This window comes from Streptomyces filamentosus (genome assembly GCF_014654895.1).
Taxonomy (GTDB): domain Bacteria; phylum Actinomycetota; class Actinomycetes; order Streptomycetales; family Streptomycetaceae; genus Streptomyces; species Streptomyces filamentosus.
In genome coordinates, this window is sequence record NZ_BNBE01000001.1 from 1484619 (window position 1) to 1507763 (window position 23145).

Annotated in this window: 27 protein-coding genes; 12 read left to right on the forward strand and 15 right to left on the reverse strand. The window is 73.8% G+C overall.

Features of this window, described 5'->3' with window-relative positions; genetic code table 11:
• Positions 1-33: 33 nt before the first annotated feature.
• Positions 34-951, forward strand: coding sequence for an alpha/beta fold hydrolase (locus tag IE326_RS06390; protein WP_190041026.1), 918 nt, complete (start codon positions 34-36; stop codon positions 949-951).
• On the opposite strand, the gene IE326_RS06395 is transcribed toward IE326_RS06390, so the two are convergent.
• Positions 935-1879, reverse strand: a complete 945-nt coding sequence (locus tag IE326_RS06395) for an NYN domain-containing protein (protein WP_190041027.1) — start codon at positions 1877-1879, stop codon at positions 935-937. The genes IE326_RS06390 and IE326_RS06395 overlap by 17 nt on opposite strands.
• 181 nt (positions 1880-2060) lie before the next feature.
• On the opposite strand from IE326_RS06395, the gene IE326_RS06400 reads away from it, so the two are divergent.
• Complete coding sequence (locus IE326_RS06400; protein ID WP_106978848.1) at positions 2061-2213, forward strand: DUF8834 family protein; 153 nt, start codon at positions 2061-2063, stop codon at positions 2211-2213.
• A gap of 93 nt (positions 2214-2306) precedes the next feature.
• Here the strand turns inward: IE326_RS06400 and IE326_RS06405 are convergent, their stop codons facing one another.
• The 3 genes from IE326_RS06405 to IE326_RS06415 form a co-directional block, all read right to left on the reverse strand.
• The gene (locus IE326_RS06405; RefSeq protein WP_030747358.1) at positions 2307-2912 is read right to left on the reverse strand and encodes a MarC family protein; all 606 of its coding nucleotides are present in this window, start codon (positions 2910-2912) and stop codon (positions 2307-2309) included.
• A gap of 279 nt (positions 2913-3191) precedes the next feature.
• Positions 3192-4055 carry a PHP domain-containing protein gene (locus IE326_RS06410; protein WP_190041028.1) on the reverse strand — a complete coding sequence of 288 codons (864 nt, stop codon included), beginning with the start codon at positions 4053-4055 and terminating at the stop codon, positions 3192-3194.
• A 121-nt stretch (positions 4056-4176) separates the two neighbouring features.
• On the reverse strand, positions 4177-4815 hold the full coding sequence (locus IE326_RS06415) for a DUF6758 family protein (RefSeq protein ID WP_150231443.1): 639 nt from the start codon (positions 4813-4815) through the stop codon (positions 4177-4179).
• A 190-nt stretch (positions 4816-5005) separates the two neighbouring features.
• On the opposite strand from IE326_RS06415, the gene IE326_RS06420 reads away from it, so the two are divergent.
• The gene (locus IE326_RS06420) at positions 5006-6253 is read left to right on the forward strand and encodes an MFS transporter (RefSeq protein ID WP_190041029.1); all 1248 of its coding nucleotides are present in this window, start codon (positions 5006-5008) and stop codon (positions 6251-6253) included.
• Positions 6254-6269: 16 nt separating this feature from the next.
• On the opposite strand, the gene IE326_RS06425 is transcribed toward IE326_RS06420, so the two are convergent.
• Positions 6270-6860 carry a suppressor of fused domain protein gene (locus tag IE326_RS06425; protein ID WP_150231438.1) on the reverse strand — a complete coding sequence of 197 codons (591 nt, stop codon included), beginning with the start codon at positions 6858-6860 and terminating at the stop codon, positions 6270-6272.
• 428 nt (positions 6861-7288) lie between these two features.
• On the opposite strand from IE326_RS06425, the gene IE326_RS06430 reads away from it, so the two are divergent.
• Positions 7289-8404 carry a magnesium and cobalt transport protein CorA gene (locus IE326_RS06430; RefSeq protein WP_190041030.1) on the forward strand — a complete coding sequence of 372 codons (1116 nt, stop codon included), beginning with the start codon at positions 7289-7291 and terminating at the stop codon, positions 8402-8404.
• Between the two features lie 24 nt (positions 8405-8428).
• The gene (locus IE326_RS06435; RefSeq protein ID WP_150231434.1) at positions 8429-8929 is read left to right on the forward strand and encodes a hypothetical protein; all 501 of its coding nucleotides are present in this window, start codon (positions 8429-8431) and stop codon (positions 8927-8929) included.
• Between the two features lie 35 nt (positions 8930-8964).
• Here the strand turns inward: IE326_RS06435 and IE326_RS06440 are convergent, their stop codons facing one another.
• Positions 8965-9378: a YybH family protein gene (locus IE326_RS06440; RefSeq protein ID WP_150231431.1), complete on the reverse strand. Its 414-nt coding sequence runs from the start codon at positions 9376-9378 to the stop codon at positions 8965-8967.
• 62 nt (positions 9379-9440) lie between these two features.
• On the opposite strand from IE326_RS06440, the gene IE326_RS06445 reads away from it, so the two are divergent.
• Positions 9441-9809 (forward strand): winged helix-turn-helix transcriptional regulator, encoded by a 369-nt coding sequence (locus IE326_RS06445; protein ID WP_150231429.1) that lies wholly within the window; start codon positions 9441-9443, stop codon positions 9807-9809.
• Between the two features lie 7 nt (positions 9810-9816).
• On the opposite strand, the gene IE326_RS06450 is transcribed toward IE326_RS06445, so the two are convergent.
• Positions 9817-10614: a hypothetical protein gene (locus IE326_RS06450; protein WP_229915220.1), complete on the reverse strand. Its 798-nt coding sequence runs from the start codon at positions 10612-10614 to the stop codon at positions 9817-9819.
• Between the two features lie 296 nt (positions 10615-10910).
• On the opposite strand from IE326_RS06450, the gene IE326_RS06455 reads away from it, so the two are divergent.
• From IE326_RS06455 to IE326_RS06465, 3 genes are read left to right on the forward strand one after another with little or no spacing between them, the layout of a single operon-like run.
• Complete coding sequence (locus tag IE326_RS06455; RefSeq protein ID WP_150231428.1) at positions 10911-12179, forward strand: magnesium transporter MgtE N-terminal domain-containing protein; 1269 nt, start codon at positions 10911-10913, stop codon at positions 12177-12179.
• Positions 12172-12741 (forward strand): DUF1003 domain-containing protein, encoded by a 570-nt coding sequence (locus IE326_RS06460; RefSeq protein WP_150231426.1) that lies wholly within the window; start codon positions 12172-12174, stop codon positions 12739-12741. The genes IE326_RS06455 and IE326_RS06460 overlap by 8 nt, the downstream gene beginning before the upstream one ends.
• 44 nt (positions 12742-12785) lie before the next feature.
• The gene (locus IE326_RS06465; protein WP_150231424.1) at positions 12786-13919 is read left to right on the forward strand and encodes an Mrp/NBP35 family ATP-binding protein; all 1134 of its coding nucleotides are present in this window, start codon (positions 12786-12788) and stop codon (positions 13917-13919) included.
• 80 nt (positions 13920-13999) lie between these two features.
• Here IE326_RS06465 and IE326_RS06470 read toward each other — a convergent pair whose 3' ends face one another.
• From IE326_RS06470 to sigE, 5 genes are all read right to left on the reverse strand, one after another.
• Positions 14000-14602, reverse strand: a complete 603-nt coding sequence (locus IE326_RS06470; protein WP_150231422.1) for a hypothetical protein — start codon at positions 14600-14602, stop codon at positions 14000-14002.
• 88 nt (positions 14603-14690) lie between these two features.
• On the reverse strand, positions 14691-15143 hold the full coding sequence (locus IE326_RS06475) for a sec-independent translocase (RefSeq protein ID WP_150231420.1): 453 nt from the start codon (positions 15141-15143) through the stop codon (positions 14691-14693).
• Between the two features lie 116 nt (positions 15144-15259).
• Positions 15260-16957, reverse strand: a complete 1698-nt coding sequence (locus IE326_RS06480) for a trypsin-like peptidase domain-containing protein (RefSeq protein ID WP_190041031.1) — start codon at positions 16955-16957, stop codon at positions 15260-15262.
• A 76-nt stretch (positions 16958-17033) separates the two neighbouring features.
• Positions 17034-17861 carry a zf-HC2 domain-containing protein gene (locus IE326_RS06485; protein ID WP_190041032.1) on the reverse strand — a complete coding sequence of 276 codons (828 nt, stop codon included), beginning with the start codon at positions 17859-17861 and terminating at the stop codon, positions 17034-17036.
• Positions 17858-18613, reverse strand: a complete 756-nt coding sequence (gene sigE, locus IE326_RS06490; protein ID WP_150231414.1) for an RNA polymerase sigma factor SigE — start codon at positions 18611-18613, stop codon at positions 17858-17860. Before sigE ends, IE326_RS06485 begins: the two co-directional genes overlap by 4 nt.
• A gap of 142 nt (positions 18614-18755) precedes the next feature.
• Between sigE and IE326_RS06495 the strand changes: the two genes are divergently transcribed.
• Positions 18756-19421 (forward strand): O-methyltransferase, encoded by a 666-nt coding sequence (locus tag IE326_RS06495; RefSeq protein ID WP_030747311.1) that lies wholly within the window; start codon positions 18756-18758, stop codon positions 19419-19421.
• Between the two features lie 121 nt (positions 19422-19542).
• Here IE326_RS06495 and IE326_RS06500 read toward each other — a convergent pair whose 3' ends face one another.
• Positions 19543-19710 (reverse strand): DUF3117 domain-containing protein, encoded by a 168-nt coding sequence (locus IE326_RS06500; RefSeq protein WP_009997451.1) that lies wholly within the window; start codon positions 19708-19710, stop codon positions 19543-19545.
• A 320-nt stretch (positions 19711-20030) separates the two neighbouring features.
• Here IE326_RS06500 and chcB point away from each other — a divergent pair, with 320 nt between their 5' ends.
• Positions 20031-20834, forward strand: coding sequence for a 2-cyclohexenylcarbonyl CoA isomerase (chcB, locus tag IE326_RS06505; RefSeq protein WP_150231412.1), 804 nt, complete (start codon positions 20031-20033; stop codon positions 20832-20834).
• A gap of 22 nt (positions 20835-20856) precedes the next feature.
• Here chcB and IE326_RS06510 read toward each other — a convergent pair whose 3' ends face one another.
• Together IE326_RS06510 and IE326_RS06515 are read right to left on the reverse strand one after the other, a co-directional pair.
• The gene (locus tag IE326_RS06510; RefSeq protein WP_190041033.1) at positions 20857-21441 is read right to left on the reverse strand and encodes a DNA-3-methyladenine glycosylase I; all 585 of its coding nucleotides are present in this window, start codon (positions 21439-21441) and stop codon (positions 20857-20859) included.
• On the reverse strand, positions 21438-21767 hold the full coding sequence (locus IE326_RS06515; RefSeq protein WP_150231408.1) for a DivIVA domain-containing protein: 330 nt from the start codon (positions 21765-21767) through the stop codon (positions 21438-21440). Before IE326_RS06515 ends, IE326_RS06510 begins: the two co-directional genes overlap by 4 nt.
• A gap of 112 nt (positions 21768-21879) precedes the next feature.
• Between IE326_RS06515 and folP the strand changes: the two genes are divergently transcribed.
• On the forward strand, positions 21880-22740 hold the full coding sequence (folP, locus tag IE326_RS06520; protein ID WP_030747299.1) for a dihydropteroate synthase: 861 nt from the start codon (positions 21880-21882) through the stop codon (positions 22738-22740).
• Positions 22741-23145 lie beyond the last annotated feature (405 nt).

Below are 23145 nucleotides of genomic sequence, written 5' to 3' on the forward strand. Positions count from 1 at the left end.
GAAGGGCGGCCGCCCTCCGGTTACAGTCCTTTCATGAGCAAGCCGCGCTCCCTGACCCTGCCGCCCCGCACCCGGGCCCGCCGCCTGGAGACCGTGCGCGGCGGGTTCGCCGTGCTGGACGCCGCCCCCGAGGGCGAGCGGCGCGGCACCGTCCTGATGCTGCCCGGCTACACCGGCAGCAAGGAGGACTTCCTGGCGCTGCTCGGCCCGCTGAGCGGGGCCGGTTACCGGGCCGTCGCCGTCGACGGGCGCGGGCAGAACGAGTCGTACGGCCCCCGGGGCCGCGCCGCCTACCGCCGCCGGGCGCTCGCCCTGGACGCGGTGGCCCAGGCGATGGCGCTGGGCGACGGCCCCGTGCACCTGCTCGGGCACTCCTTCGGCGGGATCGTGGCCCGCTCGGCCGCTGTGCTCTCCCCGCGCGCCTTCCGCTCGCTGACGCTGCTCTCCTCGGGACCCGGCCGGGTCGCCCGCCCGCAGCGGATCCGGATCCGGGCGCTGCGGGCCGGGCACGCGTTCCTCGCGAAGGAGCGGGTGTGGCGGACCACCCGGTGGCTGGACAGCCGCGGCGAGGAGCCCGACGAGACGGTCGACTCCCCCGAGCTGCTGGGCTTCCTGCGCCGCCGGTGGATGCTGACGAAGGTCGCCCAGCTGTCCGGCGCGGGCCGGCTGCTGCTGCGCGACGCCGACGGCCAGGCCGAGCTGGCCGGCCTGCCGCTGCCGGTGCACCTGGCGTACGGCTCCGGCGAGATGGTCTGGCCGCCGGCCGAGCTGGCGGCGGTCGCCGCCCGGACCGGCGCGCACCACACGGTGCTGGAGGGGGCGGGCCACTCCCCCAACGTCTCGCACCCGCGCGAGCTGGCCGAGCGCCTGACCGCCTTCTGGGAGCGGGTGGACACGGCGGGCCGGAGCGGGGACCTCCTGGCGGCCGACGAGGTCAGTACTGCGCCCTGAGGTGCTGCCAGAAGCCGTCGCGCAGGGCCCTGCGCAGGGCTCCGTGGCCGCGCAGGGAGCGGCTGAGCCTGGTCTCGGCCTCGACCAGGAGGTCCTGGTCGACCGCGGCGGGCAGATAGGGGTCGCCGGGCAGGAGCTCGGCGAGCCGGTCCCGGCCGCGCTCGCCGAGCCAGGTGGCGGCGATCTGGGCGCCGACGAAGCGGACCTCGTCGCGCGAGGGCGGCGGCTCGGACTCGTTGTCGTACATCGTGACCGGGCGGCGGGTGACGTACGGCCGGCAGAAGTCCAGGTCGAAGGTGCGCTGGCTGTCGACCTCCCAGAGGAGGGCCTCGGCCTGGTTGGGTCCTTCGGCGGCCTCGATGCCCCAGAGGTGGACGCGGGCGCCGTAGCCCTGGGCGGCCTCGACGGCGGAGACCAGGTCCTCGTCGCCGCCGATGAGGGCGGCGTCGCTGATGGCCCGGTGGCGGGCCAGGGACTCCAGGTCGGAGCGGATGAGGGAGTCGACGCCCTTCTGCTGGTTGTTGGCGTTGAGGTTGCCGAGGCGGACCTTGACGTCGGGGAGCTCGGCGATGGTCTGCTGCTCGGGGGTGTGGATGCGGCGGCGGGCGCCGTCGTACCAGTAGACGCGCAGCAGCCGGCTGTCGGCGAAGATCGTCCGGGCCGTGTCGATGAGGGCGTCGATCAGGCCCTCGGCGTCGAGGTCGAAGTTGCGGCGGTCCTCGGTGCCCGCGACCAGCAACCCGGCCGAAGCATGGACGTAACCCGCGTCGACGAAGATGGCATGGGTGGACGGGGTCTTGGCGACCTCGGCCAGCATCCGCCGCAGGAGCTCGTTGGTGCGTTCCAGGCGGGCGTCCAGCGCGCCGAGGGCGCGCAGGGTGTCGTCGGCGGGCGGTGGTGCGGTCGCGGAGTGCGTGGCGTCGTTCATCGGCCCTCATTGTCCGCCCCGCGGGGACGGGTCGCCACACCCCCCACCTGCAAGTAGTTAGCCGTTCGAAAATTTTCTTTAGCGTAGGGAATGTTCTGGGCGGCCGAACCGTTGGACACATACGTACACCAAGTTCTCCGTATGTCCTTATGGAGGATCAACTCGGACGAAGGGAGAAGCCATGCGCTTCGAAATCCTGCGACTCGACGACGTCGACGGCACGCCCGTCGACTCGACCGTCGTGGACGCCGCCTCCGTCAACCGGATCGTGCAGCAGGCCGCCGCGATCGGCCAGCGCATCTGGATCCGACCCGCAGAGACCTCCGCCTCGTAACGGGGCGGGTCCACCCACGCACCGCGCCCCCGCGCGGACTCCGCTCGACGGAATCCGCACGGGGGCGCAGTGGTGTCCGGGGCCCCGGGAGGGTCAGCTCCCCCTGATGACCTGGGTGACGCCGTTGATGATCTGCTGCACGGCGATGGCGGAGAGCATCATGCCGGCGAGCCGGGTCACCAGCACGACGCCGCCGTCCTTGATGACGCGGATGATCCCGAGCGAGAAGCGCATGGCCAGCCAGAGCACGACGTGCATGGCGGCGATGGCGGTCCAGACGGAGACCTGCGCGGTGACGCTGTCGGCGTGCTGGACGGCGAGGATGACCGAGACGATCGCGCCGGGCCCGGCGAGCAGCGGCATGCCGAGGGGGACGAGGGCGACGTTGACGTCCTTGGTCTGCTTCGGCTCGTCGGTCTTGCCGGTGAGCAGGTCGAGCGCGATGAGCAGCAGCAGGAGACCGCCCGCGATCATCAGGGCGGGCACGGAGACGTGCAGGTAGTCCAGGATCTGCTGGCCGAGGATGCCGAAGACGGTGATGACGCCGAAGGCGACGGCGACGGCCTGCCAGGCCATCCGGCGCTGGACCTTGGCCGGGCGGCCGGAGGTCAGCGCGAGGAAGATCGGCGTGATGCCGGGCGGGTCCATGATCACGAAGAGGGTGAGGAACAGCGAGCCGAAGACGGCGAGGTCGAACACGGTGGGGTGCCTTGCAGGTGAGGACGGAGGGTGGGGTGCGGAGCCGGACCGGAATCGAAGATTCCGGTACCGGGGCAGGGGTGTCCCGCCACCGCGCGACGGGCGCGCGGGGGCTCGGAGCGGTACGGACGCGGGAACGGGCCGGGCAGCGCGTCGCCCCGCCGCCGCACGACGGCGGGGAGGACGGACCGGCCCCCGGGAGTGCCGGGCCGCGCCTTCCGGAACGGGCCGGGCTCGCGGCGTCCGGTGCCGAGTCCGGCCCGATCCGGAAGGAACGGCCTAGGCGCGGACTCCGCCGGCGCCGGGGACGGGGAAGGCCCCGGTGGCACGGCGGGTGATCTCGCCGTAGATCTCGGGGTCGGTGGTGTACTCGCCGAGCCGGCAGGTCTTGCGGCTGCCGTGGTAGTCGCTGGAGCCGGTGACCAGCAGGCCCAGCTCCTTCGCCAGGCCGCGCAGCCGCGCGCGGGTGGGCTCGTCGTGGTCCATGTGGTCGACCTCGATGCCGTCGAGCCCGGCCTCGGCGAGGGCGGCGATCGCGGACTCGGGCACGACCTCGCCGCGCTTGACGGCGGCGGGGTGGGCGAAGACGGTGACCCCGCCCGCGGCCTTGACCAGCCGGACCGCGTCCACCGGGTCCAGCTCGTGCTTCTCGACGTGGGCGCGGCCGCCGTCGGCGATCCACTCGGCGGTGAAGGCGCCGGAGACGTCCGGGACGACGCCCAGCTCGACCAGCGCCTCGGCGACGTGCGGGCGGCCCACGGAGCCGTCGCCGGCGATCCGCGCGACCTGCTCCCAGGTGACGGGGACGCCGAGCAGCTGGAGCTTGGCGACCATGGCCCGGGCCCGCGGCACCCGGTCGTCGCGGACCAGCTCGCGCTCGGCGAGCAGGGCGGGCTCCTCGGGGTCGAAGAGGTAGGCCAGCATGTGCAGGCCGATGCCGTCGAGGCGGCAGGAGAGCTCGGCGCCGGGGACGACGGTCAGCCCCTCGGGCGCGGCGGCGATCGCCTCGGCGTGCCCGCGGGTGGTGTCGTGGTCGGTGAGCGCGACGACGCCGAGTCCGGCCGCGGCGGCGTTCCGCACCAGCTCGGCGGGGGTGTCCGTGCCGTCGGAGGCCGTGGAGTGGCTGTGCAGGTCGATGCGCACGACGCGGTTCTCCAAGGGCTCGGCGCGGAGGGGTGACGCTTCAGCATAACGGGCGATCAGCCCGTAGTTGTACGGATCCGACCAAGGCGTCGCCCATTACGCCGCCGGGGGCGACGCGCCGTCAGCCGAGCAGGCGCGGGGTGAGCGCCCCGCAGGGCAGCAGGTCGACCTCGGCGCCCGCGTCGCGCAGGTCGGTGAGGACGAGCTCGTCGTACATCAGCAGCCCGGACTGCTCGGGCCAGACGATCGCCCACAGCCACAGCCCGCGGGCCTCGCCGGCGAAGACGGCCCGGTCGTGGGGGGTGCCGGTGACGTGCCAGAGCGGGGTGGGGCGGCCGGCCGCGAGGACCTTGGCCTGCGGCGGCTTGTCGATGGCCATGCCGGAACCCGGGTCGGGCCCGTCGACACCGGCGTACCGGGCACCGAGACCGACGCCCAGCTCCTCCGCGACGAGCAGCAGCTCGCCGATGCCGCCGAGCGGCCCGGGGCCGGAACAGGCGACGGCGGTCGCGCGGCCGCCGCTGCGGTCGTCACCGGCGTAGGCGACCCCGGTGAAGAGCCAGCCGACGGGGAGCGGCCAGGGCATCCACACCGGCACCTGGGACCGGTGGACGACGACCCCGAGGGCCTCGACGCTGGGCGGGACCACCGGCTGGAGCGGATGCACGGGCCCGTGGACGTCGCACTGCCAGGAGTCGGCGAAGAGGCCGGGCGCCCTGACCCGCCCACCGCACTTCGGACAACTGGGTTCGCCCCTCATAGGGCTCAACGGTCCTACCGCTTCCGCCTCCCGTCAAGGACGACCGCCTTCGATCACCCGTCCGGCCCGCGCACGGCCACCCGGACGCGGGACCGACTCCCGCCCCCAAGATAGATGTAACTTGCACTCATTAGCTTGGCTAACTTATTGTGTGCCTACAGCAGGCATCATCACGACGAGGAGCCGCCCCATGGGACAGCGCACGGAAGACCCCCTCGAAACGGCCGAGACCCCCGGCGGCGGGATCCTGCGCCAGCCCCCCGCCGTCTGGGCCACCGCCGGCGCGTCCGTCGTGGCCTTCATGGGCATCGGGCTCGTCGACCCGATCCTGCCCTCCATCGCCCGGGGCCTGGACGCCACCAAGAGCCAGGTCTCCCTGCTCTTCACCTCGTACTTCCTCATCACCGCCGTCGCGATGCTGGTCACCGGCTTCGTCTCCAGCCGGATCGGCGGCAGGCGCACCCTCCTGGCCGGCCTCGCCCTGGTCGTCGTCTTCGCCGCGCTCGCCGGCACCTCGGACTCCGTCGGCCAACTGGTCGGCTTCCGGGCCGGCTGGGGCCTCGGCAACGCGCTCTTCGTCTCCACCTCGCTCGCCGTGATCGTCGGCGCGGCGGCCGGGGGCAGCGCGGCCGCGATCCTGCTGTACGAGTCGGCGCTCGGCCTCGGCATGGCCTGCGGACCACTGCTCGGCGCCGTCCTCGGCGACGCCAGCTGGCGCTACCCCTTCTTCGGCACCGCCGCGCTCATGGCCGCCGGCTTCCTCTGCATCGCGGTCTTCCTGAAGGAACAGCCCACGCCCGCCCGGAAGACCTCGCTGCTCGACCCGCTCAAGGCACTCGGGCACGGCGGACTCGCCTCCGCCGCCGCGGCCGCGTTCTTCTACAACTACGCGTTCTTCACGGTGCTGGCCTTCACGCCGTTCGTGCTGGACATGACGCCGTACCGGTCGGGCGCCGTCTTCTTCGCCTGGGGCGTGCTGCTCGCCGTCTTCTCGGTGCTCGTCGCACCCCGCCTCCAGCGCCGCCTCGGCTCGCTGACGGTGCTGGCCGGCTCGCTGGTGCTGCTCGCCGCCGACGTGCTCGTCCTCGGCTACGGGAACCACACCACGGCCGTCGTCTGCACCGTCCTGTCCGGCGCCTTCATCGGCGTCAACAACACCGTCTTCACCGAACTGGCGCTCGGTGTCTCGGACGCCCCGCGGCCGGTGGCCAGCGCGGGCTACAACTTCGTCCGCTGGTTCGCGGCGGCCGCCGCCCCCTACCTCGCGCCGAAGATCGAGGAGTGGAGCGACGCCCGCGTGCCGTTCGTCGTCGCGGCCCTCGCCGCCGTCGCCGGCGCCGGGATCGTCGTCCTCCGCCGCTCCGCCCTCGTCCACCGGGCGCAGGAGGAAGCGCCCCGACACGCCGCCGAGGACGGCGTCACCGTCTTCGCGAACTGACCGGAGGGGCGGGACCTCAGTCCAGGGCCACGGACCCGCGCAGCGGATCGCGCAGGTCCGTGCCCTTCGCCAGCCAGCGCTCCTCCAGGGCCTGCGCGCCGTGGACGCGCTTCCAGGCGGCCTCGTTGGGGGTCATGGGGAGGAGCGGCAGGAAGCGGACCGGGTCCATCGGCTCGTCGAGCTCCAGGTCCTCCACCAGGCCGCCGGGCTCGGCGACGAGGACCGAGGTGAAGGGGGCGCCGGGCCACAGCGGCCCGCCGACGTCCAGCGAGGCGCCGGCGGCGACGACCACGCCCTCCACCTGCGGGGTCGCCGCCAGCACCGCCAGCGGGCGGAGCACCTTGTCGGTGTCGGCGCGGCCCGGCCGGACGGTCAGGACCAGCTCGGCGCGCGGGCCCTTCACGGGGTCCGCGAGGACGGCGTTCGGGTCGGCCATCGGCGCGCCCGACATGCCGAGCGTGGCGTAGCGCACGAGCCCCGCCTCCGCGTCGACGAAGCGGAGCACCTCGATGCGGTCGGCACCGAGGAAGGTCACCGCGGCCCGCGCGTCCGGTTCGCCCAGGGCCGTGCGGAGCCGGGCCTCGACCAGTGCAAGAACTTCTCCCATGTCGCGAGCATAGATCGCGTATGGAACGGGCAAAGTAAGGGATTGACCCTCGGTCGGCTGATAGTGTTGGCCACTGGTCGGGTGTCCCGACCGTGCGTCACACGTCATCCCTCACGGGGGACCGGCCGGAGGAGGTGGGACTGCGATGGACCGAAGTCGGTCGGGCAGTACCAGCCGCTCTTCCGCCGCACCGCACCGTTCGAGCCCGGTGCGTTCCTCCCTCCGGTGACCCCGGGTCCCTGAACCGCGGACCCCCTTCTCCGGCATCGCGTACGACGGAAGAGCACCTTTCCTCTTTGCCTGTCTGTTTGCGACCGCCGTCGCCGCGTTCCCGCGGTGCCGCCCGCTTTGTGGACGACGTCTCCTTCCCGTCCCCATTCCGGGTTGCGCCACCCTCGCCGACGGCCCGTCCGTGAAGGAGCACGCCCATGTCGATGATCCGTGACCTGCGCGCCGCCGTGCGGCCCAGCCTGCGCAAGACCCCGACGACGTACACCAACTACGACCCGACGCGCGACCACTCGGCCTCCAGCGCCATCGTCGACTGCGCCGTCTACCGCGACGGGCGCCGGGTGGACGACCGGGCGTGCCTGACGCCGCGCGGCGCCATGTCCCAGGTGCGGGAGTCCGGCGGCTTCGCCTGGATCGGGCTGCACGAGCCGACCGAGGCCGAATTCGCGGGCATCGCGGCCGAGTTCGGGCTGCACCCGCTCGCCGTGGAGGACGCCGTCCACGCCCACCAGCGGCCCAAGCTGGAGCGGTACGACGACACCCTCTTCACCGTCTTCAAGACGATCCACTACGTGGAGCACGCCGAACTCACCGCCACCAGCGAGGTGGTGGAGACCGGCGAGCTGATGTGCTTCACCGGCCCCGACTTCGTCATCACCGTCCGGCACGGCGGGCAGGGCTCGCTGCGCAACCTCCGGCACCGCCTCCAGGGCGAGCCCGAACTCCTCACGAAGGGGCCCTCGGCGGTCCTGCACGCCCTCGCCGACCACGTCGTCGACGGCTACATCGCGGTCGCCGACGCGGTCGAACTCGACATCGACCAGCTGGAGATCGACGTCTTCTCGCCGGCCGCGAAGGGCTCCACGCGCGGCACCGACACCGGCCGGATCTACCAGCTCAAGCGCGAGGTGCTGGAGTTCAAGCGGGCCGTCACCCCGCTGCTGCGGCCGATGCAGCTGCTGAGCGAGCGGCCGATGCGGCTGGTCGACCCGGACATCCAGAAGTACTTCCGGGACGTCGCCGACCACCTCGCCCGGGTGCAGGAGCAGGTCGTCGGCTTCGACGAGCTGCTGAACTCGATCCTCCAGGCCAACCTCGCGCAGGCGACCGTCGCGCAGAACGAGGACATGCGCAAGATCACCTCGTGGGCGGCGATCGTCGCCGTCCCCACGGCGGTCTGCGGGGTGTACGGCATGAACTTCGAGCACATGCCGGAGCTGCACTGGAAGTACGGCTACCCGATGGTGCTCGGCGCCATCGCCGTCGTCTGCTTCACCATCCACCGCACGCTGAAGCGCAACGGCTGGCTGTGACGGCCTGCCGCTAGGCTGCGGGCCATGACTGAAGAGCTGTTCCTCGTCGAGGAGGCCACCAAGAAGTCCGGCCTCGTCTGGGTCCGGGGCACCGGGCCCGCCCGGGCGCTCTGGCACGTCTGGCACGACGGCGCCGCCCACGTGGTCGGCGACGGCCCCGGCGAGCAGCCGCTGCCCGGTCTCGCCGACGGCTCCACCGCCGAGGTCACCGTCCGCAGCAAGGACAAGGGCGGCCGGATCGTCTCCTGGACGGCCGCCGTGCGCGAGCTGGCCCCGGGCGGCGAGGAGTGGGCCGCGGCCGTCGCCGAGCTGAAGGGCAAGCGGCTCAACGCGCCCGACGGCGAGGCGATGCCCGAGCGCTGGGCGCGCGAGTGCCGCGTCCTGCGGCTCGACCCGCGCGCCGCCACCACCGACCTCCCGGACGGCTCGCTCGCCGCCGTCCCCCTGCCCTCCCCCGCCACCACCCGCGACCCGGCCCCGCCCGCCCTCCCGAGGCTGCTGTTCGGCCGGAAGCGGAAGCGCTAGCCCTCGGCGCCGGCGCTCCGTGCCGGCCCTCGGTGTCACTCCTCGGGCAGTCCTTCCGGGGCCGTGCCGAAGGGGCTGTCGACGGCGTAGCGCCAGTGGCCGTCGGGGCCGCGGCGGACCACGTCGGCGGCGGTGCCCCCGACGCGTACCGGACCGCCGCCGGGGGCGGTGCCCTCGATCAGCCAGTCGACGAGGAGCAGGGCCAGGTCGCCGGTGGCGTACACGTGGCGCGGCCGGACCTCGATCGGCAGGCCCAGCGCCTGGAGCCGCGCGTTGGCGGCGTGCAGCGCGGGGCCGGTGAGCGGGGCGCCGCCGGGGCCCGCGGCCAGGAGCGCGCCCTCCTCGTAGAGTTCGGCGAGGGCCGCGGGGTCGCCGCCGTTGAAGCGGGCCGCCAGGGCGGCGGGTACGTCCTCGGGCCGGGTCGGCAGGGGGTGCGGGGTTCCGGGCATGGGGGACGGACGTCCTTCCGTACGGGGAGAATCGGACCCCCGACACGCTAGGAGGCGGTCTCGTGACTCACCGAACGGTTGGCGGCGGGCCGGGGCTCCCCGCCGGCGATCCCCGCGCCCTCGTCGACGCGCCCTCCCCCGACTGCCCGGTGGAGATCGCCCTCGCGGCCCTGCGCGGTCGCTGGACCACGCTGGTCGTGCGCGAGCTGCTGGGCGGCGAGCGCGGCTACGGCGAGCTGCGGGCGGCGCTGCCGAAGCTCTCCGACAAGGTGCTGTCCGAGCGGCTCGCGCAGCTCGCCGGGGCGGGGGTCGTGGTCCGCGAGCGGCGCCCCGGCTGGCCGCCGACCGTGCGGTACGCGCTGACGCCGCGCGGCCGGGAGCTCGGGCCGGTGCTCCAGGCGCTGTGGGACTGGGGCGCGGCGGCCGACTGAGTCCCGGTCAGGTGCGGGGCAGCTGACGGCCGTAGTCGAGGGTCTGGTCGCGGTTCGGTTCGGCGAGGGGGAAGTCCTTGTCCCAGTCGGAGAGGACGACCAGGCCGGCGCCGCCGCCGCGGGCGAAGCGGAGGGGGTAGGGGGAGCCCTCCAGGGCCACGTCGAGGGTGCCGCCCTCGCCGTCCTGGCCGCCCTTCACCTTGACCGTGCGGACGCCGCCGATCTGGTCGCGGTCGCCCTTGACGACGTCGCCGTGGAGTCCGATGAGGCCGCCGAGGAGCTGGTCCATCTCGGTGAAGCCGCGGAGCTGCTTGTACGAGGGGTCGTCGCGCGGCACCTTCACGTACATGTCGTCCAGCTTGTCGGCGGCCTCGGCGTCGGCCTCGTCGGGCTTGCCACCCTTGTCGTCGTGGGTCCAGAAGCCCGCGTCGGCCTTCAGGTAGAGCGCGTCGCCGACCCGCAGCAGTTCGAAGGTGCTGTTCTTCGTGGACACCGAGCCGGTTGCGCCGTCCTGCTGGAGCCGCATGTCGAGCTTGTAGGTGCCGCCCTTGCTGACCAGGGTGCCGGCCAGGCGCACCGCGCGGGCCGTGTCCGCCGCCGAGCGGGCCTTCTGCTCGATCTCCGGCGCCGACAGCTTCCCGACGCCGTTCGTCCCCTCGTCGGGGTCGGGTCCGCCGCAGGCGGTGAGCCCCACCGTCAGTCCCGCGCAGAGGACCAGCGGGACGGCCGCCCTGCGGAAGCGGGACGCGGGCGCGGCGGAGGGCCGTGCCGTCGGGATACGCGATGACGGGGTGCGGACGGTCACCTGCGCTGCCTCTCGTTCTTCGGTGGGGGAACGGCCCCGGCCGCGTGCGGCGGGCGAGGGGCCTCCGGGGTCGGCCGGGGGACGGCCGGTGCCGGTGGGGGGGGCGGCAAGACCGCAGCGTACCCGGGCCGGCGGGGCGGGCCCGCAGGCAGCCGGACGGCGGCGCTGCCGGAGCGGTCCGGATCACCACCGGCTAGCCTGAGGCGTGCGGGTCCCGGCAGGGGCCCGCGCAGGCCGCGGAGTCCCGCAGGGGCGGCGCGGGACCCGGATCGTGCGGCACCGAGGAGGCGCGAGGCATGGCGGCAGGCGCCCCCCGGATCTTCGTCTCCCACCTGGCCGGCACGGCCGTCTTCGACCCCGTGGGCGATCAGGTGGGCCGGGTCAGCGACCTGGTGGCGATGCTCCGCGTCGGCCGGCGGCCGCCCCGGCTGCTCGGCATGGTCGTGGAGGTGCTGAGCCGGCGGCGGGTGTTCGTGCCGATGACCCGGATCACCGGCGTGGAGTCCGGGCAGGTCATCACGACCGGTGTGGTCAACATGCGGCGGTTCGAGCAGCGGCCGACCGAGCGTCTGGTCCTCGGCGAGCTCCTCGACCGGCGGGTGACGCTGGTGGAGACCGGCGAGGAGGTCACCGTCCTCGACATCGCGATCCAGCAGCTGCCGGCCCGCCGGGACTGGGAGATCGACAAGGTCTTCGTCCGCCGGGGCAAGGGCGGGGCGCTGCGGCGCAAGGGCGAGACGCTGACGGTGGAGTGGTCGGCGGTCACCGGCTTCTCCCTGGAGGAGCACGGGCAGGGCGCCGAGAGCCTGGTCGCGACCTTCGAGAAGCTCCGTCCCGCCGACCTGGCCAACGCGCTCCACCACCTCTCCCCCAAGCGGCGCGCCGAGGTGGCCGTCGCCCTCGACGACGACCGGCTCGCCGACGTCCTGGAGGAGCTGCCCGAGGACGACCAGGTGGAGATCCTCGGCAAGCTGAAGGAGGAGCGGGCGGCCGACGTGCTGGAGGCGATGGACCCGGACGACGCGGCCGACCTCCTCAACGAGCTGCCGGAGGACGAGAAGGAACGGTTGCTCACGCTGATGCGGCCGGACGACGCGGCCGACGTGCGGCGGCTGATGTCGTACGAGGAGCGGACGGCGGGCGGTCTGATGACCACCGAGCCGATCGTGCTGCGCCCGGACGCCACCGTGGCCGACGCGCTCGCCCGGGTGCGGCAGCAGGACCTGTCGCCGGCGCTCGCCGCGCAGGTGTACGTGTGCCGGCCGCCGGACGAGACGCCGACCGGCAAGTACCTGGGCACGGTCCACTTCCAGCGGCTGTTGCGGGACCCGCCGTTCACCCTGGTCAGCTCGCTCGTCGACAGCGATCTGCCGCCGCTCGGCCCGGACACCCCGCTGCCCGCCGTGACCAGCTACTTCGCGGCGTACAACCTGGTGGCGGCGCCGGTCGTGGACGAGAGCGGTTCGCTGCTGGGCGCGGTGACCGTCGACGACGTGCTGGACCACCTGCTGCCGGACGACTGGCGGGAGACGGAGTTCCACGAGGAGGGGGTGCGCGGTGGCTGAGCGGTCGCAGGAACGGGAGCGGGACCGGGAGCGGCCGGTGCCCCGGATCCGGCTCGACCTGCCGAGCGAGCGGCGGTACCGGCTGCTGCCGGAGTACGACCCCGAGGCCTTCGGGCGGCTCTCGGAGCGGATCGCCCGCTTCCTGGGGACCGGCCGGTTCCTGGTGTGGATGACCCTGACGGTCGTCGTCTGGATCGGGTGGAACGTCTTCGCCCCGGCGTCGCTGCGGTTCGACGAGTACCCCTTCATCTTCCTCACGCTCGCGCTGTCGCTCCAGGCCTCGTACGCGGCCCCGCTGATCCTGCTCGCGCAGAACCGGCAGGACGACCGGGACCGGGTCAACCTGGAGCAGGACCGCAAGCAGAACGAGCGCTCGATCGCCGACACGGAATACCTGACCCGGGAGATCGCGGCGCTCCGGATGGGCCTGGGCGAGGTCGCCACCCGCGACTGGATCCGCTCCGAACTCCAGGACCTCGTGAAGGAACTGGAGGAGCGGGGGCGGGAGCGCGGCCTATTCCCGCCGGACGGCGAGCGGCGGAGTGACGTACCCGACCGTTGACGGCCCTTTCATGGCGGGGTGGTCGTCCCCGTACCATCAGAGCTATGGCTACGGAAGACGCGGTGCTCGAAGCACTGGCGACGGTGAACGACCCCGAGATCAATCGTCCGATCACTGAGCTCGGCATGGTCAAGTCGGTGGAGATCGGACCGGACGGCGCGGTCGCCGTGACGGTCTACCTGACGGTCTCCGGCTGCCCGATGCGCGACACCATCACGGAACGCGTCACCGAGGCCGTCTCCCGCGTCGAGGGCGTCACGGGCGTCGAGGTGACGCTGGACGTGATGAGCGACGAGCAGCGCAAGGAGCTGGCGGCGGCGCTGCGCGGCACCACCGCCGAGCGGGAGGTGCCCTTCGCGAAGCCGGGTTCGCTGACCCGGGTGTACGCGGTGGCCTCCGGCAAGGGCGGCGTCGGCAAGTCCTCGGTGACGGTGAACCTGGCGGCGGCGATGGCCGCCGACGGTCTGAAGGTCGGCGTCGTCGACGCGGACATCTACGGCCACAGCGTGCCGCGGATGCTGGGCGCGGACGGGCGTCCGACCCAGGTCGAGAACATGATCATGCCGCCGTCGGCGAACGGCGTGAAGGTCATCTCCATCGGCATGTTCACCCCGGGCAACGCGCCGGTGGTGTGGCGCGGCCCGATGCTGCACCGCGCGCTCCAGCAGTTCCTGGCGGACGTGTACTGGGGCGACCTGGACGTCCTGCTGCTCGACCTGCCGCCGGGCACCGGCGACATCGCGATCTCCGTCGCACAGCTGGTGCCGAACGCGGAGATCCTCGTCGTGACGACCCCGCAGCAGGCGGCGGCCGAGGTCGCCGAGCGGGCCGGTTCGATCGCCGTGCAGACCCACCAGAAGATCGTCGGCGTGGTGGAGAACATGGCGGGCCTGCCGTGTCCGCACTGCGACGAGATGGTGGACGTCTTCGGCACCGGCGGCGGCCAGAAGGTCGCGGACGGCCTGTCCCGCACCACGGGCACGACCGTCCCGGTCCTCGGCTCCATCCCGATCGACGTCCGGCTCCGCGAGGGCGGCGACGACGGCCGTCCGGTCGTCCTGTCGAACCCGGACTCCCCGGCGGGCGCCGCCCTGCGCGCCATCGCCGGAAAGCTCGGCGGCCGCCAGCGCGGCCTCTCGGGCCTGAGCCTGGGCATCACCCCGCGCAACAAGTTCTGAGCGCTCGCGCGTACGGGAGGGGGCGCCCCGCAGCCTGCGGGGCGCCCCCTCCCGTACGTGCCGCCGGTCGGCGCGTGCCGTCAGGCGTACGGCCCGAGGTCCTTGATCTGCGCGAAGCCGAGCCCGTACGCGCTCATGCCCCGCCCGTACGCCCCGATGTGGGCGTCCCCGGCCGATCCGGCCAGCACCCAGCCGAACTCGGACTCGCGGTAGTGGAAGCGCACCGGGACGCCGTCGACCGGCAGGGACAGCGAGGTCCAGGCGGGGCCTTCGAGGTCGTCGGCGAGCTCGAAGGCCGTCTCGGTCTGCTGGTCGAGCCAGTGGTCGCGCAGCCCGTGGTCGAGCGTGGCGGGCCAGGTGTGGGCGAGCAGTCCGGAGCCGGCCAGCCAGGCGGCGGAGGAGACGGTGGTGGCGTCGAGGACGCCGGTGCCGTCGCCGGTGCGCCGCACGGGGTTCGCGGCGACCGTCACCACGACGGCGAAGCGCTCCTTCTCCGTGCCCGCGACCTCGGACTTTATCGACGGCTCGTCACCGTGGCCCACCGAGCCGTGCTGGACGGTGCCGTCCGCCGCCGTGCCGATCTGCATCAGCCGGCGGGGGCCGGTGAACGCCTCGTCCAGCCCGTACCAGGCGAAGGGTGCGCGCAGAAAGCCCTCGGCTTCCACCCGACTCGTCGTCTTCATCTCGGCCGCCTCCTCGTTCCGTCAACTCAAGGAGGATAGCGACCGGGCGGTGACGCGCCGTGGCAGCCCGTGCCGTCGGGTCGCGTCGTCAGGTCGCGTCGGAGTCGTACGGCGGCCGCTCGGGGGCGGCGGGCCCGTCCTTCTTCTTGAGGAGGTCGGGGGTGGAGCCGTTGACCGCGGCGGGGGCGGCGGGCGCGGCGGCGGGGGCGGTCTCCCGGCCGTGGACGGCGTCGGCGACCTCGTTGATCTCCTTGCGGAGGTCGAAGCTGGAGCGCAGTTCCTTGAGGTCGCCGAGGTCCTCGTTGCTGTCGAGCTGCTTGCGGATGAAGGTCTTCGGGTTCAGGTCCTCGAACTCGAAGTCCTTGAACTCCGGCCCCAGCTCGGTGCGGATGTCCTGCTTCGCGCTGTCGGAGAACTCGCGGATCTTCCGGATGAAACGGGAGACGTCCTGCACGACCTTCGGCAGCTTGTCCGGCCCGAAGACGAGCACGGCGAGGACGACGAGCGTCACCAGCTCGAGTGCGCCTATGTCGTTGAACACCTGCTAGCTCCTCTTCACGCCGGTCGTGCGCGGCCCGCTCCACGGTACCCGCCCGGACTGCCGGACGGGTACCTCGCGATGTCCGTCACATGTCGTTCGCACGCCCCGGGAGTGTCTCAGCCGCCCTGCGCCGAGCCGAGCGTGAGGGTCCGGGTCAGTTCCCTGCCGTCCCGGGTGAGGGTGAGGGCGAGGGCGTCGCCGGGCCGGTGGGCGCGGATCTTCACGATCAGCTCCTCGCCGTTGTGCACCCGCTGGCCGTCGACCTTGGTGATGACGTCGCCGGGGCGCAGCCCGGCCTTGGCGGCGGGGCCGTCGGGGGTGACGGCGGGGGTGCCGTCCTTGCCCTTGTCGCCGACGCGGGCGCCGTCGCCGGTGAACTGCATGTCGAGGCTGACGCCGATGACGGGGTGGGTGGCCTTGCCGGTGTTGATGAGCTCCTCGGCGACCCGCTTGCCCTGGTTGATCGGGATGGCGAAGCCGAGGCCGATGGAGCCGGCCTGGCCGCCCCCGCCGCCCTCCCCGTCCCCGGAGCCGCCGGCGGCGCGGATGGCGCTGTTGATGCCGATGACGCGGCCCTTGCCGTCGAGGAGGGGGCCGCCGGAGTTGCCGGGGTTGATGGGGGCATCGGTCTGGAGGGCGTCGACGTAGCTGATGTCGCTGCCGTCGCCCTTCTCGCCGCCCGCGGTGATCGGGCGCTCCTTGGCGCTGATGATGCCGGAGGTGACCGTGTTGGAGAGGTCGAAGGGGGCGCCGATGGCGACGACGGGGTCGCCGACGCGGACGGCGTCGGAGTTGCCGAGCGGGAGCGGCTTGAGGCCGGTGACGCGGGTGACCTGGACGACGGCGAGGTCGTAGCCGGCGTCCTTGCCGATGAGCTTGGCGGAGGCGGTCTCGCCGCTGGAGAAGGTGACGGTGATGTCGCCGGAGGAGGAGGCCGCGTCGACGACGTGGTTGTTGGTGAGGATGTGGCCGCGGTTGTCGAGGACGAAGCCGGTGCCGGTGCCGGCCGAGCCGCCGCCGCTGACGTGCAGGGTGACGACGCCGGGCAGGGCGCGGGCGGCGATGCCGGCGACGCTGTCGGGCGCGCGGTCGGTGGTGCCGGCGTCGGTCTGGGGCAGCTCGACGGCGCCGGCGATGCCGCCGTTGCGCTCGACGTAGGCGCCGACGCCGCCGCCGATGACGCCGGTGAGCAGCGCGAAGGCGAGGGCCCCGACGAGGGCGAGGCCGCGCCGGGACTTCTTCCGGGCGGGCGGGGGTACGGCTCCGGGGCCGGCGCCCCAGGGGTCGTACTGGCCCCAGGCGGGCGGCACGGGTCCCTGCGGGGGCGGCACGGCCCCCTGCGGCGGCACGGCGGCCTGCGGCGCGGGAACGGGCTGGGGGGCCGTCACGGGCTGCGGGACCGGCGCGGGGTGCGGGGCCGTCACGGCCGGCGGGGCCGGGGCGGACGCGGCGGGGTGCTGGACCGGCGGCGCGGGCGCCCACGGGCCGGGCTCGCCGTAGGGCGGCGTCCGGTACTCGTCGGGCTCGTGCAGCGGCTGCGGGCGGGCGGCGACGGGCTCCGGTGCCGGCTCGGGCTCGGGCTGCGGCTCGGCGGCCCGCTCCGGCGCGGCCTCGGGGGCGGGCGCGGGAGTGGGCTCGGGCGGGGCCGGGGATCCGGGCGCGGGGGCCGCGTCCTTCGTCATGTCGACCTTGGGGGCGGCGCCCGGTGCCTGGAGGGGGAAGTCGTCCTCCTCCGCCGGGGGCGGCGTGGGTATCCGCGCCGCCTCCGGGGGCGTCGAAGGCCGGCTCCACCAGTTCGGCTTCCCGTCGTCCATGCTCTCCCCGCAACCGCTGACCCGTGGGCGCCCCGGTGTTCGGGCGCCCTGAGCGAGGATTCAACCAGGTCGGAGGTCAGCGGTGGGAGCCCGGCGGGGCACCGGGCGAGCTGGGGGCCGGACTGGGCACCGGGCCGAGGGCCGGCTGGAGGGCGGGGGCCGCCGGGCGTATGAAGGGCGGGAGGGCGAAGAAGGGCTGCGCCTGCGCCGCCCGGAAGCGGACCGCGGTGGCCTGGACGGCGTCCGGGAGGGCGGTGCCGGGGGTGAGCGGACCGGCGGCCACGGACTGGGCGCCGGTGGAGCGCTCGGAGCGGTCCGACCGGCCGGTGGCCTGGGCGGCGGAACCGGGACCCGCGGAGGCGGTCCCCGCGCGCGCCGGGGTGATCGCGCTGCCGGCGCCCTGGCCGCCGCGGGCGGCGGTGGCGAGGGACCCCTCGACGGGCACGGTGCCGCCGAGGGCGATGGCAGCGAAGGAGACCGCCCCGGCGGCGGCCACGGCGAAGCGCCGGCCGCGTCCGGACGGGGCGACGGCGTGGACCCGGAAGCCGGTGCCGGTCTCGGGCGCGGCGGGGGTGACGGTGGCGGTGGCGAAGCCGTCGCTCTTCACGCCGCCGGATTCGAGCAGCTGTTCCAGCGGGGAGCGCCCGGGGTCCCCGGGACCGCCGGGAAGGCCCTGGAGGCGGGCGAGGAAGCCCTCGGAGGGCTGCGGGGCGCCGCTGGACGCGAAGACGTTCTTCAGGGCGCGCTGCGCGTCGGCCTCGGCCTTGCAGCGGGCGCAGGTGGCGAGGTGGGCGAGGACCCGCTCGCGGGTGTCGTGGCCGAGTTCGCCGTCGACGAGCGCGGCGAGCCGGTCCCCGAGGTGCTGTTCCGCGGGGGTCGGGGACGGAGGACGGGTTCCGCTCACGCTGTCCCGGCCTCCCATCCGACGGTGGCCAGGGACCGCTCGGCGCGGGCCTCGGGCGACCGGTGCTTGAGGGCCTTGCGCAGGTGGGAGCGGCCGCGGTGGATGCGGCTGCGGACGGTGCCGAGCTTCACGCCGAGGGTGGCGGCGATCTCCTCGTACGACAGCCCCTCGATGTCGCACAGGACGACGGCGGCGCGGAACTCGGGCGCCAGGGTGTCGAGGGCCTGCTGGACGTCGGCGTCGAAGTGGGTGTCGTTGAACACCTGCTGGGGGGAGGGCTCACGGCTGGGCAGCCGCTCGGCGGCGTCGTCGGCGAGCGCGTCGAAGCGGATGCGCTGCTTGCGGCGGACCATGTCGAGGAAGAGGTTGGTCGTGATGCGGTGCAGCCAGCCCTCGAAGGTGCCGGGGGTGTACGTCGACAGCGAGCGGAAGACGCGGACGAAGACCTCCTGGGTGAGGTCCTCGGCGTCGTGCTGATTGCCGGTCAGCCGGTAGGCGAGGCGGTAGACGCGACCACTGTGCGTGCTGACGATCTCCTCCCAGGTGGGCGGAGTCCACGCCTGTGATTCCGCATCCGATGCGAAGGTCGCGGTGGTGGGTGCGGCGGCAGTGCGGGTCTTGTCAGCGGTGTCGGTCACGGATTTCGGCTCACCCGCCGACCTGAGAAGACGCCTGAGCGCTCCTCCCCGATCCACAGGCGCAGCCGCACCTCCCCTATCGGCTCTGGTGGTGTCCAGTGGAGCCCCTACCATAGCCACCTCGCCCGTTAGCTCCGGATAAGAATCTTTACGCGCATTTGGATCGGGGTCGTCCGCCGGTCCTCGTACGCGTCCTTCCCCTGGTGAACGCCCGGTCCCATCTGCGGGTTCCCGGTGACAGCGGATACAGTCACCGTTGCGCCAACTAAGGGGACAGGAGAGGGCCATTACCGCCAACCGGCAGACGGACCGGGCGTTCGCCGACGCCTTTGTCGCCGAGGACGAAGCTCTGCGCTGGGCCCGCGCCCGGGCCCACGAGGCAGGGCTGCCCTCGGTGTCGCCGGGCACGGGTGCGGCGCTGCGTCTGCTGGCGGCGTCGGCGGACGCCAAGGCGGTGGCCGAGATCGGTACGGGCACGGGCGTGTCGGGGATCTACCTGCTGCTCGGGATGCGCCCGGACGGCACCCTGACCACGGTGGACGTGCAGCCGGAGCACCAGCAGTTCGCGAAGGCGGCGTTCCGGGCGGCGGGCTTCGCGGGCAACCGGGCGCGGTTCATCCCGGGCCGGGCGCTGGACGTGCTGCCGCGGCTCGCGGACGGCGGGTACGACCTCGTCTTCTGCGACGGGGACCGCGGGGAGTACCCGGACTATCTCGCTGAATCGTTGCGCCTGCTCCGACCTGGGGGTCTGGTGTGCTTCGAGGGCGTCTTCGCGGACGGCCGCACGGTGGACTCCGGTGCCCAGCCGGCCGAGGTGCAGCGGGTCCGCGAGCTGCTGCGCACGGTCCGGGAGAGCTCCCAGCTGCTGCCGACCCTGCTGCCCGTGGGCGACGGCCTGCTGTGCGCGGTGCGGCGGGGCTGAGCCCCCGTCGGGCGGTCCGGCGCGGCCGGGTCCCGCCGGGCCGGCCCCCGCAGGCCCCGGACACACCGCTGCCCCGGACGGCGGGGCCGTACCGGGGCAGCGTGCAGGAGAACGGGGAGGGTCAGCCGACGACCTTCTTCAGGGCATCACCGAGCGCCTCGGCCTCGTCCGGGGTCAGCTCGACCACGAGCCGACCGCCGCCTTCGAGCGGAACGCGCATGACGATGCCCCGCCCCTCCTTGGTCACCTCGAGCGGGCCGTCACCCGTCCGCGGCTTCATGGCCGCCATGCTCGTTCCCCTTCCTGAAACCAGCTCATCGTCAGCCGGGCAGCTCCGTAGGGCGGAGCACGCCTCACCGGCTTCGAACACATTGCTTCCAGGTCATTATCCCGCATCGCAGGACCCGATGACCAACATCGATCCGCATCGCTTGTGCAACGCGCTCCCGCAAAAGCACACATTTCGGCGTCCGGCCTGCGATACTTCGCCGCCGCGGGTCCCCTCCCCACCCCGGATTCTTTGACGCAGCTCACATGGGCGGTACGGGTGATCTCCGTCATGCTGGGCGGGATCAGCACGCGCGAGACGCACGAGACGAAGGGGTCCCGATGGCCGACACGGTCCTGTACGAGGTGAGCGACGGGCTCGCCACCATCACCCTCAACCGGCCCGAGGCGATGAACGCGCTGAACGTCGCCGCGAAGGTGGCGCTGCGGGACGCCGCCGAGGCGGCCGCGGCCGATCCGGCGGTCCGGGCGGTGCTGCTGACGGCGGCGGGCGACCGGGCGTTCTGCGTGGGCCAGGACCTGAAGGAGCACGTCGGGCTGCTCCTCCAGGACCAGGAGGAGGGCACCAGCGCGACCATGAACACGGTCCGGGACCACTACAACCCGATCGTCCGCGCGCTCGCCGGCATGAGGAAGCCCGTGATCGCGGCGGTGAACGGCGTGGCCGCAGGCGCCGGTTTCGGCTTCGCGCTCGCCGCCGACTACCGGATCGCCGCCGACACGGCCACCTTCAACACGTCCTTCGCGGGCGTCGCCCTCACCGCCGACTCCGGCGTCTCCTGGACGCTCCCCCGGCTGATCGGCCCGAGCCGCGCCTCGGACCTGCTGCTCTTCCCCCGCTCGATCGGCGCCCAGGAGGCGTACGAGCTGGGGGTGGTGAACCGCGTGGTGCCGGCCGCCGAGCTGGCCGGGGAGGCGGGACGGCTGGCCCGGAAGCTCGCGGAGGGCCCCACGGTCGCCTACGCGGCCCTCAAGGCGTCCGTCGCCTACGGCGCCGACCACTCCCTCGACGAGGCCCTCGACAAGGAGGACGAGCTCCAGACCCTCGCCGGCGCCTCGGAGGACCACGGCATCGCGGTCCGCGCCTTCCTCGCCAAGGAGAAGCCGAAGTACCTGGGCCGCTGAGGCCCTTCCGGGGCGGGGGCTTCTAGCGTCCGCCCCGGGCCGCGCAGTCCGTCAGGTGGTCGTCGACCAGGCCGCACGCCTGCATGAGGGCGTAGGCCGTCGTGGGGCCGACGAAGCGGATGCCGCGCTTCTTCAGGGCCTTGGCCAGGGCCTTCGACTCGTCGGTGGCGGCCGGGACGTCCGCGAGGGTGCGGGGCGCGGGGCGGGCCTCCGGGTCGGGGGCGTACGACCAGATCAGCTCGTCCAGTTCGCCCGGGGACCAGTCGGCGAGCAGCCGGGCGTTGGCGAGGGTGGCGTCGACCTTGGCGCGGTTGCGGATGATGCCCTCGTCGGCGAGGAGCCGCTCGCGGTCCGGCTCGCCGAAGCGGGCGACGGCCGCGATGTCGAAGCCCGCGAAGGCGCGGCGGAAGCCCTCCCGCCGGCGCAGGATGGTGATCCAGGAAAGGCCCGACTGGAAGGCCTCCAGGCAGAGCCGTTCGAAGAGGGCGTCGTCACCGTGGACCGGGCGGCCCCACTCCTCGTCGTGGTAGGCCGTGTAGTCCTCGGTGGACAGGCCCCACGGGCAGCGGAGCCGTCCGTCGGGGCCGGGGAGCGCGCTGCCGGTCACCGCTCGCCATCCTCCGCCGGGAGCTCGCCGGACGGGCCGCCCGCGAGGGCCGCCTCCAGCTCCGCGATCCGGGAGTCGCGCTCGGCGAGCTCGGCGGCGAGCCGGTCCAGGACGTCGTCGACGTCCTCCATGCGGTAGCCGCGCGCGGCGACCGGCAGCCGCAGCGCCTCGATGTCGGCGCGGTCCACGGGCCGGCTCAGCGGCAGCGGGTCCACCAGCCGCTCGGGCGCCGCCTCGGGCAGCACCTCGCTGTCGCCGCCGCCGACCACGGCGAGGGTCACGGCCGCGACGACCACGACCATCGTGATGAGCAGGAACCAGAACACCAGCGCGCCTCTCCCCGGAGTGGAAAACGTCCCGTGCCGATCGTGCCACGTGTCACCGGCGGTTAGGGTCACAGGCGACGCAGGTGGGCGGCGACGAGGGAGGACATAAGGGATGCTGCGCTTGGGACGGCGTGAATTCGGGCCGCACGAGCCGGTGATCATGGCGATCGTGAACCGGACTCCGGACTCCTTCTACGACCAGGGCGCGACCTTCCGCGACGAGCCGGCGCTCGCCCGGGTCGAGCAGGCGGTGGCCGAGGGCGCGGCGATCGTCGACATCGGCGGGGTGAAGGCGGGGCCCGGCGAGGAGGTCACGGCCGAGGAGGAGGCCCGCCGCACGGTCGGCTTCGTCGCGGAGGTCCGCCGCCGCCACCCGGACGTGGTGATCAGCGTGGACACCTGGCGGGCGGACGTCGGCGAGGCGGTCTGCGAGGCCGGCGCGGACGTGCTGAACGACGCGTGGGGCGGGGTCGACCCGCGGCTGGCGGAGGTCGCCGCCAAGTACGGCGCGGGGCTCGTGTGCACCCACGCGGGCGGCGCCGAGCCGCGCACCCGGCCGCACCGGGTGGAGTACGAGGACGTGATGGCCGACGTCCTGCGGGTGACCGTGGGGCTGGCCGAGCGGGCGGTCGCGCTGGGTGCGCGGCGCGACGGGATCATGATCGATCCGGGCCACGACTTCGGGAAGAACACCCGCCACAGCCTGGAGGCGACCCGCCGCCTCGGCGAGATGGCGGAGACCGGCTGGCCGGTGCTGGTCTCGCTGTCCAACAAGGACTTCGTCGGCGAGACCCTGGACCGCCCGGTGAAGGAGCGGGTGCTCGGCACCCTGGCGACGACCGCCGTGTCGGCCTGGCTCGGCGCGCAGGTCTACCGCGTGCACGAGGTCGCGGAGACGAAGCAGGTCCTCGACATGGTCGCGTCGATCGCGGGCCACCGCCCGCCGGCGGCGACCCGCCGCGGCCTGGCCTAGGCCGGACCGGGCGGGACCTGAGCCGGGCCAGGCCGACCCCCGGGCCAAGCCGGACCAGACCCGAACCGGACCCCGGCCCCACCCGGGCCGAGCCGGACCGGATCCGAGCCGGACCGCACCGGGCCGAACCGGGTCAAGCCGAATCGGACCGGGCCAGGCCGGGCCGCCCCGAACCCGGCCGGGCCCCCGAACCCGGCCGGCCCCCGACCCGGTCGCCCTCTCCCCCACCTCCCCCCACCTCCCCCTTTCCCCGCACCGCCCCGGTTCCCGTACCCGACGGGACCCGGGGCGGTTTCGTGTGCGCGGGGGCGGTGACGGAACGGGTTCCGTCACGACCCTTCCCGTAACCATGTGACGTGTGAAATTGTACGTGCGCTCCCAGAGTCCTGACGGAGCACCGTCAAT